At 65.3% G+C, this 12,086-nt stretch carries 15 protein-coding genes and 1 pseudogene; 5 read left to right on the forward strand and 11 right to left on the reverse strand.

Annotated elements, in window-relative coordinates:
• The 7 genes and pseudogenes from AC1DIM_RS17555 to AC1DIM_RS17585 form a co-directional block, all read right to left on the reverse strand.
• A pseudogene (locus AC1DIM_RS17555) lies at nt 1-287 on the reverse strand (amino acid permease); the annotation flags it as partial.
• Between the two features lie 37 nt (nt 288-324).
• Entirely contained in the window at nt 325-1,749 is a 1,425-nt protein-coding gene (locus AC1DIM_RS17560) for an aspartate ammonia-lyase (RefSeq protein ID WP_477711781.1), read from the reverse strand.
• Between the two features lie 8 nt (nt 1,750-1,757).
• On the reverse strand, nt 1,758-2,822 hold the full coding sequence (locus AC1DIM_RS17565; protein ID WP_477711782.1) for an asparaginase: 1,065 nt from the start codon (nt 2,820-2,822) through the stop codon (nt 1,758-1,760).
• A gap of 42 nt (nt 2,823-2,864) precedes the next feature.
• Nucleotides 2,865-3,626 carry a FadR/GntR family transcriptional regulator gene (locus AC1DIM_RS17570; RefSeq protein ID WP_477711783.1) on the reverse strand — a complete coding sequence of 254 codons (762 nt, stop codon included), beginning with the start codon at nt 3,624-3,626 and terminating at the stop codon, nt 2,865-2,867.
• Between the two features lie 123 nt (nt 3,627-3,749).
• Nucleotides 3,750-4,022: a hypothetical protein gene (locus AC1DIM_RS17575; RefSeq protein WP_477711784.1), complete on the reverse strand. Its 273-nt coding sequence runs from the start codon at nt 4,020-4,022 to the stop codon at nt 3,750-3,752.
• Complete coding sequence (locus AC1DIM_RS17580; protein WP_477711785.1) at nt 4,019-4,690, reverse strand: RNA polymerase sigma factor; 672 nt, start codon at nt 4,688-4,690, stop codon at nt 4,019-4,021. The genes AC1DIM_RS17575 and AC1DIM_RS17580 overlap by 4 nt, the downstream gene beginning before the upstream one ends.
• A 4-nt stretch (nt 4,691-4,694) precedes the next feature.
• Nucleotides 4,695-4,943 (reverse strand): hypothetical protein, encoded by a 249-nt coding sequence (locus AC1DIM_RS17585; RefSeq protein WP_477711786.1) that lies wholly within the window; start codon nt 4,941-4,943, stop codon nt 4,695-4,697.
• A 146-nt stretch (nt 4,944-5,089) separates the two neighbouring features.
• Between AC1DIM_RS17585 and AC1DIM_RS17590 the strand changes: the two genes are divergently transcribed.
• Nucleotides 5,090-5,812 carry a hypothetical protein gene (locus AC1DIM_RS17590; protein WP_477711787.1) on the forward strand — a complete coding sequence of 241 codons (723 nt, stop codon included), beginning with the start codon at nt 5,090-5,092 and terminating at the stop codon, nt 5,810-5,812.
• 212 nt (nt 5,813-6,024) lie between these two features.
• Nucleotides 6,025-6,987, forward strand: coding sequence for a polysaccharide deacetylase family protein (locus AC1DIM_RS17595; RefSeq protein WP_477711788.1), 963 nt, complete (start codon nt 6,025-6,027; stop codon nt 6,985-6,987).
• A gap of 15 nt (nt 6,988-7,002) precedes the next feature.
• Here AC1DIM_RS17595 and AC1DIM_RS17600 read toward each other — a convergent pair whose 3' ends face one another.
• Nucleotides 7,003-7,611, reverse strand: coding sequence for a DedA family protein (locus AC1DIM_RS17600; RefSeq protein ID WP_477711789.1), 609 nt, complete (start codon nt 7,609-7,611; stop codon nt 7,003-7,005).
• 31 nt (nt 7,612-7,642) lie between these two features.
• Nucleotides 7,643-8,674, reverse strand: coding sequence for a hypothetical protein (locus AC1DIM_RS17605; RefSeq protein ID WP_477711790.1), 1,032 nt, complete (start codon nt 8,672-8,674; stop codon nt 7,643-7,645).
• A 209-nt stretch (nt 8,675-8,883) separates the two neighbouring features.
• On the opposite strand from AC1DIM_RS17605, the gene AC1DIM_RS17610 reads away from it, so the two are divergent.
• Nucleotides 8,884-9,162, forward strand: coding sequence for a helix-turn-helix transcriptional regulator (locus tag AC1DIM_RS17610; protein WP_477711791.1), 279 nt, complete (start codon nt 8,884-8,886; stop codon nt 9,160-9,162).
• Nucleotides 9,159-10,403, forward strand: a complete 1,245-nt coding sequence (locus AC1DIM_RS17615; protein WP_477711792.1) for a type II toxin-antitoxin system HipA family toxin — start codon at nt 9,159-9,161, stop codon at nt 10,401-10,403. The genes AC1DIM_RS17610 and AC1DIM_RS17615 overlap by 4 nt, the downstream gene beginning before the upstream one ends.
• A gap of 41 nt (nt 10,404-10,444) precedes the next feature.
• On the opposite strand, the gene AC1DIM_RS17620 is transcribed toward AC1DIM_RS17615, so the two are convergent.
• A complete protein-coding gene (locus AC1DIM_RS17620; protein ID WP_477711793.1) occupies nt 10,445-11,062 on the reverse strand; it encodes a uracil-DNA glycosylase family protein in 618 nt (205 codons plus the stop codon).
• A 120-nt stretch (nt 11,063-11,182) separates the two neighbouring features.
• Between AC1DIM_RS17620 and AC1DIM_RS17625 the strand changes: the two genes are divergently transcribed.
• Nucleotides 11,183-11,689, forward strand: a complete 507-nt coding sequence (locus AC1DIM_RS17625; RefSeq protein ID WP_477711835.1) for a hypothetical protein — start codon at nt 11,183-11,185, stop codon at nt 11,687-11,689.
• A 7-nt stretch (nt 11,690-11,696) separates the two neighbouring features.
• Here AC1DIM_RS17625 and AC1DIM_RS17630 read toward each other — a convergent pair whose 3' ends face one another.
• A complete protein-coding gene (locus tag AC1DIM_RS17630) occupies nt 11,697-12,077 on the reverse strand; it encodes an RNA-binding S4 domain-containing protein (protein ID WP_477711794.1) in 381 nt (126 codons plus the stop codon).
• Between the last annotated feature and the right edge of the window lie 9 nt (nt 12,078-12,086).

Raw genomic sequence — 12,086 nt, forward strand, 5'->3', positions numbered from 1 at the left:
GACGGCCGGTGCAGCACCAGTTCGCCGAGGGCCCGGAGGATGAGGAACGCGAAGAACCCGCAGACGGCGTAGGCGATGACCAGCGACGGCCCGGCGGCGTTGAGGCGGCCGCCGGCGCCGAGGAACAGGCCGGTGCCGATCGCGCCGCCAATGGCGATCATCTGGATCTGCCGCGGTTTGAGGTTCTTGTGGTAGCCCTTGTCCTCGGCGTGGAGGGCGGTTTCGGAGGCGTGGGCGTGGCCGCCGTCGATGACGTGGTCAGGGATGGGGGTGGGGGGATTCGACATTGGGGTGTGTCCTTTGGTTATCCGTTTGGCGGAGGGACTACTTGCTGAGGTTGGCGAGGCGTTCGGGGCTGAGGAGTTCCTGGAGTTGGACGGCAGTGAGCAGGCCGTGTTCCAGGACGAGTTCCGCGACGCCCTTGCCGGTGGCGAGTGCCTCCTGGGCGATGGCTGTGGCGGTGGCATAACCCAGGTGGGGATTCAGGGCTGTGACCAGGCCGATGGACTGTTCCACGGTCCGGCGGAGGTGCTCGGTGTTGGCAGTAATGCCGCGGACGCAGCGGGCCGTGAGGGTGCGGCAGGCTGCTTCGAGGTGGGAGATGCTTTTGTGGAGGCTGTGGACAATGATCGGTTCGAAAGCGTTGAGCTGGAGCTGACCGGCTTCGGCTGCCATGGTGATGGTGACGTCGTTGCCGATGACTTCGTAGGCCACCTGGCTGACCACTTCCGGGATCACCGGGTTGATCTTGCCGGGCATGATGGAGGAGCCGGACTGCACGGCGGGCAGGTTGATTTCGCCGAAACCCGCGCGGGGCCCGGAGGAGAGCAGGCGGAGGTCGTTGCAGATCTTGGAGAGTTTCACGGCCACCCGTTTCAGGACGCCGGAGAGGTGGACAAACGCGCCCACGTCCTGGGTGGCTTCGATGAGGTCGACGGCGGTGACCAGGGGAAGGCCGGTGATCTCGGCCAGGTGCCGGCAGGCTGCCTCGGCGTAGCCGGCGTGGGCGTTCAGGCCGGTGCCGATGGCGGTGGCGCCGAGGTTGATTTCGTGGATGAGCAGGTCCGCTTCGGCCAGGCGCAGGCGGTCCTCGCCGATGGTCACGGCGTAGCTCCCGAATTCCTGGCCGAGGGTCATGGGGACGGCGTCCTGCAGCTGCGTGCGCCCCATCTTCACCACGGTACGGAATTCCAGCGCCTTCTCGCCGAATGCTTCCTCGAGCTCGGCCAGGGCAGCCAGGAGTTCCCGGGCGGCGAAGATGGTGCCCAGTTTCACGGCCGTGGGGTAGACGTCGTTGGTGGACTGGCTGAGGTTCACATGGTCGTTGGGGTTTAGACGGGCGTAGTCGCCCTTGGGGTGGCCCAGGATTTCGAGGGCCCGGTTGGCGATGACCTCGTTGGCGTTCATGTTCGACGACGTTCCCGCACCGCCCTGGATCACGTCCACCACAAACTGGTCGCTGAGCTTACCGGCCATTACTTCCGTGCAGGCCTGTTCGATTGCTCCCGCCCGTTCGGTGTCCAGCAGGCCGAGCTCGTGGTTGGTCCTGGCGGCCGCAAGTTTCACGGCGGCGAGGCCGCGGACCAGGTGCATGTTGGAGGACAGCGGCTGCCCGGTGATGGGGAAGTTCTCCACGGCCCGCAGCGTGTGGACTCCCCAGTAGGCTCCGACGGGGATGTCGCGGTCGCCGAGGAGATCGTGCTCGGACCGGGTGTGCGGGACGGTTTCGGTGGTGGTCAGGGTTGTCATGGGGGTCCTCACGGGGCTTCGTTGACGGGTTTGGACAGGAAATCTGTGGGCTGGAGCAGGCCGATATTGCGCCCGCCGCCCAGGACGGGGGCAGTGCTGATGCCGGCCAACGGAGCGGTTTCCAGGCCCAGGGACTCCAGCACCTGGACAGTGGCAGGCATCCTGGCGCGGTCCCCGCCGTCGGAAATCTTGACGGCGACGGCGCGGCCGTCCGGCAGGCCCACCAGTTGCACACCTTCGAAACCGTCCTTCGCCACGGCGCCCGGGAGCAGACGCATCAGGTCGGTGACGTCGCGGCGCTCGCCGGCCACCATGTCGGGGTGTTGCTGCATGGCGAGTCCGACGGCGGCTTCCGCACTCAGCGGGGTGTTCCCGCCGTCGTCGGGCGTGCTTTGTGCGGCAGCGGCCGCGATGGTGCCGAAGGCGCGGGCCATGCCGCGGAGGGTGTGGGCGAACAGGGGGGTGCCGCAGCCATCCGTACTGCGGGCAAACGGTTCCTCGCCGGTGAGTTCAGTGACGGTGGACGCGACCAGTTGCTGCAGCGGGTGCGCCGGGTCCAAATAGCCCTTGACCGGCCAGCCGTTGATGACGCAGGTGGCGGCCATGGCGGCGTGCTTACCGGAGCAGTTCTGCGTGACTTGTGTGGCATGAAGGCCGGAACGAAGCCAGTTTTCGCGCTCGCTGGTGCCGTAGGGGAGGTCGGTGCTGTTCTCGAGGTCGCTGCCCGCGAGGCCGTGCATGGCAAGGATGCGCTGGGTGCCGCCGCGGTGTTTGCTGCCGCCGGAGTGGCTGGCGGCAGCAAGTGCCAGGAGGTCCGCCGGGAGTTTTAAGCCTGCGCGGACCATGGCCACTGCCTGCAGCGGTTTGAGGGAAGAGCGCGGGTAGAACGGTGCCAAGGGGTCGCCGGCCGCAGCCAGGATGGTGCCATCCGGGGCGGTAGCGATAGCCGAACCGTAGTGGATGCTTTCCACGAGGCCGTCACGGGTGGCAACAACGAGGGGTGCGTGCTGCGGGAGGTTCCCGGCGGTGCCGGGGGCAGCAGTCTGGGCAGCATGAGGTGCAGGGGCAGGCATGGAGTCCTTAGGGTTACTGGTAAAGGGGTACTTGCTGAAGCGTCAGTGATTGAGGATGGAGTCGAGTGCGACGCCCACGGCATGCAGGTGCTCGGCCATGGCGTGGCTGGCCTCGTCGGCGGAGCCGGCTTCGATCGCGGCGAGGATCCGCTCGTGTTCTGCGTCGGAGGCGTGCTGGCGGTCGGCCACCATATTCAGCGTCTCGGACTGGAAGGCCAGGGCGCCCCTGATGTCGGCCACCACGCTGGCGAACACTTTGTTGCCGCTGGCCCGGGCGATGGCGGCGTGGAAGCTGGAGTCCAGGGCAACCCAGGATTCGGGGTCGGTTTCCGTAGTCATCGCGGCGACGATGTGCCGCATCGTCTCAAGTTCTTCGTTCGTCCTTCGCTGTGCAGCCAGCCCGGCCGCGGGAACTTCGATGTGGGGCCGGGCTTCGGTGAGATCCCGGGCGGAGTACTGCCCCAGCGTGAGGTCGTTGGCGACCTTGTTGGCCACCACAAACGTGCCTTTGCCGGTTTTGGTAACCGTCAGGCCCAGCGCTGTGCAGGAGCGGAGGGCTTCGCGGATAACCGAGCGGCTGACCCCGTATTGCTGCGACAGCATGGCCTCGGAGCTGAGCTTCCCACCAACCGCCACGTTGCCGGACTCGATGTCAGCGCGCACCGCGTTGAACACCGCTTCCGCAGCGCTGAGCCGGGCCAGGGGCTGGGCTGGCACGGCGGCCGCAGGGGATGGCTGACTGCGGGGCTGCTCGCTGGCGGCTTGTGCAGGCTGTCCTGCTGTCCGGCTGTCTGACAGGTTCACGCTTCTAAATATGGCACCGGTCACACCGCATGTCAAGCTCCCTCCGGCCGCTACCACCCGAAGCCGCCCCGAAGTGGTGCGGCCATAGCGCGCCGAGGGCCGCCGTCGTTCTTTCCGCAGTTCCTAGAATTCCTCCAGCCGCCGCAGCGCCGGGCCCGGGTCCACTTGGTCGTCGGCAGCCGCGAGCAACAGCAGCGAACGTGCTTCTTCGAAGCAGGCGCTACAGCCCGATAGATGCGCCCGGAGCGCCGGCATGCTGTCCGGCGAACCGCTCAGCAGGATCTCAACGTAGGCATCAACCGCGTCGAAGCAGTCGTTGCAGGAAAGCCACGGCTCAGCCGCCAGGGTCAGTCGGCGCACTGACTCGGGGGTCAGGTTTCGGCGGTGCGTAGTCATGAGATCACTCTCGGTGTGGTTGGTGCAGCGGGGAGGTAGCCGGCGAGCGTCAGATGCGCCCTGAGCCGGCCACGGGCGTCGTGAAGTGCCTTGTAGAGGGCGTTGCGGGTGGTGCCCAAGCGGTCAGCCAGTACGTCGATGGGCACCTCGTCCACGAGCAGCGCCAGCACCACCAAACGCTGATGAGGTGTGAGGGCCTCATCGATTGCGTGGCCGACGGCGGCAGAAAGGTCCGCGCCCTCGAGCACTTGCTCGGGGGAGCTTTGGACCGCCGGCCGCTCCAGGACCGAGTCAAGGTCGAGGTCGCGGTGGCGCCACATGTTCCGCCTCACCTCGACGGCGGCATGCAGGATGCCGAACTTGTAAGCCCATGTGGTGAACCTGCTGCGGCCTTCGAAGCTGGCCAATTTGCCGAGCACGTCCACCATGGCCTCGTCGGCCGCCTGGTTCACCAGCTCATCCACGCGGACGGCGCCGATGGCAGGCAATCCGTAATACATCTGCGACACCTGGTGCCGGGTTGCCTTGACCAACAGTTGGTGGAGCTGCAGCAGTGCCGCATCGTGTCCCGGGCCCGGTGTGCTGAGGAGCGTCACCCAGTCAGGGTCTGGGGGTCTGGGACGCGCTTCCTGCGTGTCCGCGAGCTCGGGTCCGTCCAAGGTGGCCATGTGATCACTCCCGTCCGCCAAGTTCGCCCACGGGCCCGGCGATGCGGACCGCCAATTCGGGTGTACAGCCTCTGTCCACCAATTTAAGTAGCTCGTGGATGTCCACTCCCCGGGTGGCTGCCATGCGTGACGCCAGAGTAGCAGGGAACCCTGCCTCGATCAGCAGCCGCCCACGCCAGGCGACGATTGCCTCCCACTCGTTTCGGGGCGATCCTGCCCCTGTCTGTGCTTCTACTTCCCGCTGAGTCTTCATACCCATTTAGTGTCATCCGGACCTTCGCTCTTACCGGTTCCGGCGGAAAAAGACCGGAAAGATTTCCGTCAGAACGGGGTAAGACCCCGGCTCCGGATGTCACTAATGTGCCATGGGCGCCCGCCCATACGAAAGGAGATTCAACCGTGGAAACCATAAAATCCCGCAGGCGGCCCAAGCTTGCCGTCGTGTTTGCCCTGCTGGCCGTTTCCTGCGGCCTGACCGCCGCCTATTCCGCGGGAGCCGCACCGGCGCAGCCCACATTCCAGGAAGCTGCGACAGTATCCATGGCCCACAACCATGGTTCCAGCAGCTCCAATTCCGTGCCTGCTGCACAGCTTGAGCTACGCCTGGCCATGTGGACGCTGTGGGCGCAGCACATGGAATGGACGCGCCTCGCGATCGTCAATTTCGCCTCCGGATCGGCCGGCTTTGACACCACGGCAGGGCGGCTGCTCCAGAACCAGGCGGATATCGGCAATGCCATCAAGCCCTTCTATGGTGAGGCTGCCGGCGCCCAGTTGACCACCCTGCTGCAGTCGCACATTACCGGCTTCGTTGGTCTGTTCCAGGCCGCCAAGGCCCAGGACGCTGCGGCGCTTGAATCGGCCAAGACTGCCGTTTACGCCAACGCCCAGGAGATCGCCGACTTCCTTGCCGTTGCCAACCCGCGGAACTGGAGTCAGGAAGAAATGCGTTCCATGATGAAGGAGCACATCGACCAGACCATCTCCTACGGCAGCGCTGAACTGAGCGGACGGTACGCGGAGGGCGTCGCCACGTATGACCTCGCGGAACAGCATATGCAGATGATGGCCGACGAGCTCACTGACGGCATCGTCAGCGCTTTCCCCGGCAAGTTCCGCTGAGCGCATGACCGGTACGTTCGTGCCGCTAGGCCTCCGGGGGCGGGTCCCGATCCCGGAGTGAATTCCAGATTGGCGACAGAACGGCACGATCGTACCTATGGCGACGTGTGGGAAAACCACTCGCAGCGCGGTGGGCGGATCCAAACTCGGGCTTTCCACATCGGGGTCTTTCTGCCCTTCCGGCCAGGAGGGCCTTCCTGTCAGTCTGAACCATGAGGCCCATCTCCGCGTGGAACCGCCCGCTCGTCGCCGCGATACTGGCGGCCGTCCTGGTGGTTGGCGCAATCCTGGTGACAGTCGTCCTGTCTACCGGCCCGCGGGCGGGCGGGCCGCCGTCGGAGGTTTCCCCTACCACCAGCGCCGCACCCCCGCGGGGCGGAACGTCCGGGGCCCCGACCGCGACGGCGGAACCCGGCACCCCTGCGCCGACGCCGCCGGCCACCAGCGAGCCGCCCGTGGTTATTCCTGAACCTCCCGTGGGCCCGCCGCCGGTGCCGCCGGAGCCTCCAGTCACTCCCCAGCCGCCGCCGGCAGCGCCGTTCCCGCCGGCCCTGCTGGGGCAGGATGTTGAGGTGCTGCCGGGTGCCGGCCGCGTGGTTGCGTTGACGTTCGACGCCGGCGCCAACGGGGCCGGACTGCCCAAGATCCTGCAGGGGCTGGCCAACGCCGGGGTTCCGGCGTCGTTCTTTCTGACTGGCAACTGGGCGGCCGCGAACCCGGCGGGCGTGTCTGCGATTGTGGCCGCCGGCCACCGTGTAGGCAACCACTCCATGACGCACCCTGGTTTAACGGCGTTGCCGGATGCTGGCATAGCAGCCGAGGTTCGGGGCGCCGAGCAGGCCATCCTCGCCGCCGGCGCCGACCCCACGCCGTTCTTCCGCTTTCCTTTCGGCGAACGGGACGCGCGCACCATCGCAGCCGTGAACAACCTTGGATACGTGCCGGTGCGGTGGACGGTGGATACCCTCGGCTGGAAGGGAACCAGCGGCGGCATCACCGCCCAGCAGGTTGCGGACCGGGTGCTGTCCGCCCTGCGGCCCGGAGAGATTGTCCTGATGCACATCGGGTCAAACCCCGACGACGGCACTACCCTGGACGCCGACGCCCTCCCGCAGATCATCGACCGTGTCAGGCAGGCCGGCTACAGCTTCGTGACATTGGACAGCCTGCTGTAGACCCGCCTTCCTGCCTTACGTCCGTTCTTTCTTCCAGGCGCGCAGGCGCCGCGCCACCAGCGCGGCCACGGCTACTGCTGCGGCGACGACGGCGATGTCCCGGCCGGCTGCCTTGGCCACGGCCTCGTAGGAGTTGCCGGCAAGGTAGCCCAGCAGGACAAAGCCGATCGCCCAGGTGAGCCCGCCTGCAGCGTTGAAGAGCAAGAACCGGCGGTACGGCATCCGGGACATGCCGGCCAAGGCGGGCATCACAGCGCGGAAGAAGGCAACGAACCGTCCCAGGAAGACCGCCCACCCGCCCCTGCGGCGCAGGAAGTCCTGCGCCTTCCTTAATCGTTTCCTATGCCGGGTCATCGCTTTGGACTCCACGAGCCGGGGGCCTAGATGCTTCCCGACCTCGTAGCCCACGGTGTCGCCCAGAATGGCGGCCGCTACAGCGACAATCATCATTACCGGCAGGTGAACTTCGCCGCGGCTGGCCACCACCCCGCCCAGCACGGCCGCCGTTTCACCCGGAATAACAAAGCCGACGAACAATGCGTCTTCGGCGAACACCAGGCAGAAGACGGCGATGTAGGCCACGAGCGGGCTGACGTTCAGGATGCCGTCTATGAAGCCGCTCATGGGGAAATACTAGGCCCACGGGGCAGGTTTTTCAGACGTAGCTTTCAACAGTCGAGGCGACTATTTTGCGGATCTCAGGACGGTCATGGAATGTCGGGAGGCTTTCCACTGCGCCATCTCCGATAAATCCCAAGACCTCGTCAGCCGTGAAAAGGCCAACGCCACGGGGAGACCACCTTTCGGGTCCGATGGAAGCGGTGCCCGAGGCAATGGCGATGATGGAGATGACGTTCACGCCGTCGCCCAGAGCGGCGCGGTAGTGGTCTGCGGCATCGGCGATGTTGGTATGCCGGTGGCCGTCGTCGCCTTTGGAGGAGGCCGCTAGCCCCTTCCTGTTCGGGTGCCAGCTGTAATTTGTGGCCAGGTCCAACCACGAGTCGATCAGATAGACAGTATTTCCGTGAGTTACCGCATGCTCTACGTCATTCCTCTTGGTTCCGGGTGACTTGAGCCCGTGGAATACGTAGACACCGGGAATCCTGACGAGTCTGTTTAGAAGCAGACCCATTACCCATATGCCGCTGCGGGTGGAATCGCTGGAACCGCGGCCCCATTCTGTCGGTTGCTTCCCGTAAACGTACTGACCATGGGAAACGGCAATGTCATTCTTCCTAAAGAGCGGCGCTCCGTACCAAGCCACCGCAAAGGCGGCAGCGAGGGTAAGGAGTCCAATCAGGCCCTTGGCGCCGGAGCCGCCGATCAGCGAAGTCAGCGAGCCGATAGCAAACAGTGCTAACACCACCGAACCGAGGATGGCGAATACCCTGTTCCTACTCCAGACCATGAGCGCCGCTATCAGCATCACAAAGCATCGCAGCATGCTGATGAGAACGTCGTCACCATCCGGCAGGTTGCTAAGAAGGACCGGCACAAGGAAGACAAATGCCGCGAATGCCGCAACGAAGGTTATTGCGTTGCCGGACATCGCAGGCTCTTTAGCCACAACGTTCCCCGCGACTGACCTGGATAATGCGTCTTCAAATCCGCTGAAGTCGGTGCTTAGCCACTTTTCCTTCGTGATTTTGATGCCGCGGCTCTCAAGTTCCTGCTCCGCGTTTTCCACGAGTTATTCCACCTAGTGTTCGATGAGTGACTGTCTACTTTCTATCACTCAACGAGGCGTGCCCGCGGGGGACCCTCACCCCGCCTGCCGTGTTCATTTCATGTCGAGGACCGACACGATCGTGCCGGTCCACCTCTGTTCGGCCTCTGACGCGCGGAGTAGCCTTGGGGAAAGGCCGTAGACCGGCACGATCGTACCTATCGGAGGTCATGATGGAACAACTCACCGGCGTGCTTGCCGCTGAGGTCCGTTCGCGGCGCGGCCAACTGGGCCTCACCCAGCGCGATCTCGCGGACATGGCCGGCGTCTCGGAGCGGTTCGTCCGTTTCGTGGAGCAGGGCAAACCGAGCGTCCAGCTCGACTCCCTGACTGCGGTCCTGGACACACTGGGCCTCGAACTCCGCCTCGCTACCCGGACAAGCCAGGCTGTCCGGGCGCTCACGGACCTGGCCGGCGGCCCCAGCGACGACGGCGTAACGCAGCCATGAAGCACCGCATCGCGGACATCTACAAGGCCGGTGTCCTGGCTGCCAAACTCGAACGGCACGACGGCGGCACCCGGTTCAGCTACCTCCCGGCGTACCTCACCAGCGGAGGGCCCGCCGTCGCCAGTTCCCTGCCCCTCACCGCCGAACCGGTGATCTCTGCGGCGGGGGCGGCGCCGCCCTACTTCACCGGGCTGTTGCCGGAGGGGCGCCGGCTTAACGCACTGCGGCGGTCCATCAAGACCAGCGCCGACGACGACCTGTCCCTGCTCATCGCGGCCGGGGCGAACCCGGTGGGCGACGTCCAGATTGTGGGCCACGGTGAGCCGCTGGATCCGGATGAGCACGCCGTCGAGCTGGATCCGAAGCTGCCCGTGGATTTTGACCAGCTGCTGGGAGACCCGGACCTGATCGACCCCGTGGCCCTCGCCGGTGTGCAGGACAAGTTGTCCGCCGGGATGATCTCACTGCCCGTTGCCAGCGCCGGCAAACGGTTCATCCTTAAACTCAACGCCCCCGAGTTCCCGCACGTGGTGGAGAACGAACTGGTCATGTTCCGCTACGCGGCTAAGTTGCGGATCCCGCTGAGTCCGGTGCAGTTGATTCGCGACGTCGGGGGCCGCCCGGGGCTGCTCGTGGAGCGTTTCGACCGGATCCCGGTTCCTGGCGGTAAGCATGATGAGGTCCAGCGGCTGGCGGTGGAGGACGGAGCCCAGGTGCTGAAGCTGTACCCGGCGGACAAGTACAACGTGGGGTACGGGACGGTGTGCCACGCGCTGGCCGACCACTGCGCCGCTGCCCTTCCCGCCCTCCGCAACCTGGCCATCCAAGGGGCCTTCGCGTGGCTGAGCGGCAACGGGGACCTGCACGCCAAGAACGTGTCCATGGTCCAGCAGCCGCACGGGGAATGGACCATCGCGCCGGTCTACGACATCCCCTCCACGGTGGTCTACGGCGACAAAACGCTGGCGTTAACCCTGAACGGAAAGCGGAACGGGATTTCGCGGCGGCACTTCCTGGGCTGGGCCAAGGGCCTGGGACTCACCGACCGGACGGCCGTCCAAGTGGTGGAGATCGCCCTCAAGGCGTCCGGTCCTCTGATGGCCGATCTCGAGTCCGGCACTGCCTTCGCCGGCGTGGCAAGTCCCGGACGGAACGACGACGGCAGGTCGCCCTTCCCGGACATGGCCACCAGGGCGTGGGTGAAGGAGCTCAAGCACCGCAGGCGCTTGCTGGAGGGTTAAGGCACCCAGGATGAGCGCCGCCGTCGTACTTTAGCGGGAACTCAGAGGTGCTGGATGCCTGCCCGCTGCATGGCGTCCTTGTAGACTTCCACGCTCTTGGCCAGCAGGTCCTCCTGCTTGGCTTCGGAAACAGCAAAGGCCCGCCCGCCGAGCGCGCTGGCCTTGTAGATCTTGATGCCGCTGTTCTTCAGGGAAGAATGGTAGGTCTTCTCGAAGAGGGTAAGGAACGTGGAGGCATCGGTGCCGTGGGCAATAACTGCCGAGACGCGGCGGTTGATTTTCAGGAACTGCCGGAAGGGCCGCAGCCCATCGGTCTTTTCCTGGACGTTCAGTGCCGATGGCAGTTCCGGATCGCGGACCCACGGGTAGGCATTCCACGGCATCACGTAGCGCGGATCAAGCTCGGCCAGCTCGTAGATCTGGGTGGCGCGGCGGGCGGCTTCGTCATCGTTGTAGTGGGAGACAAACCCGGATTCGGTTCCCTTGCCGGGGCTGACCTGGAGGCTGACGATCCGGCATTCGTCTTCGTCGTGCACGGGATCGATGTAGGGGACAACGGACCCTGGCTTCTTTTCCATCAGTTCGTCGCAAAGCTGCGTTACCGCGGCAATGTTTGGTTCCTGTAGCAGGGCCTTTTTTTCGTCCCAGTCAATCGTCACGATCTCTCCCTCAGCAGCAAGGCGTCCAGAATCAGGCGTCTTATGCCACTCTACGCTTTTGGAGGTTTTAGTGCGCAGCGGAGGTTGGCTCACCGGACCAGTGCCGGCCCGGGTATCGTCATCAGGATGGACAGGAAAACGCTCAAGTCTGACGGCTTTACCGGCTTCAGGCCGTTCGACAACCTGGAGATCATCAGGGTTCCGCAGGGCACCGGGGTGTTCGCCGTCCTCCGGCCCAACGAGTACGAGCCACACTTCCTGAAGAGAAGCACCGCAGGCGTCTTCAAGAAGAAGATCCCCACCCTGCCGGCGGAGGCGCTGTTCGGTGCGTGGGTGGACGGCGCGGACATCCTCTACCTCGGCAAGGCAGGACCCGGGAGCAAAGGTAACCGGGGCCTCCGCAGCCAGATCAAGGAGTTCCTGGACTTCGGGAGGGGATTGCCGCCGGGACACTGGGACGGCCGGCTGATCTGGCAGCTGACCCACACGGACGAGCTGATAATCGCGTGGAAGGAGCTGCCCGCCGACGAAGTGAACCAGGCCGAGGCCGCCTATCACGCTGCCTTCGTGGCGGAACACGGCAAGCTGCCTTTCGCGAACCTCGTGCAGGCCAGGCTCAAAAACTAGCCCGGAGCTAGGCGCCCTTAAGCCGTTCCATTTCCCGCCGGTCCTTTTTGGTCGGACGTCCGGCGCCGCGGTCCCGCTGCGGGAGACCCAGCGCCGGTGCCACAGGCCGGGGCGGGGTGTGATCCGTAAAGCAGTGCGACGCAGCCTCGGCCCCCACACGTTTGGCGATCAATCGGCGGACTTCAAGAGTGCGTTCATTCCCTGACATGCGTATCGTCACAGTCTCGCCCGTGACAAGCGTGGCCGAAGCCTTCGCGGGGCTGCCGTTGAGCCGCACGTGTCCGGCCCGGCACGCGGCAGTGGCGGCAGAGCGGGTTTTGTAGGCGCGGACGGCCCACAGCCACGCATCAATGCGGACGCTGGCGGGGGAGGACGGAAGGCTGGTCATGATTGGCAC

Source organism: Pseudarthrobacter sp. 01T43 (assembly GCF_056398665.1).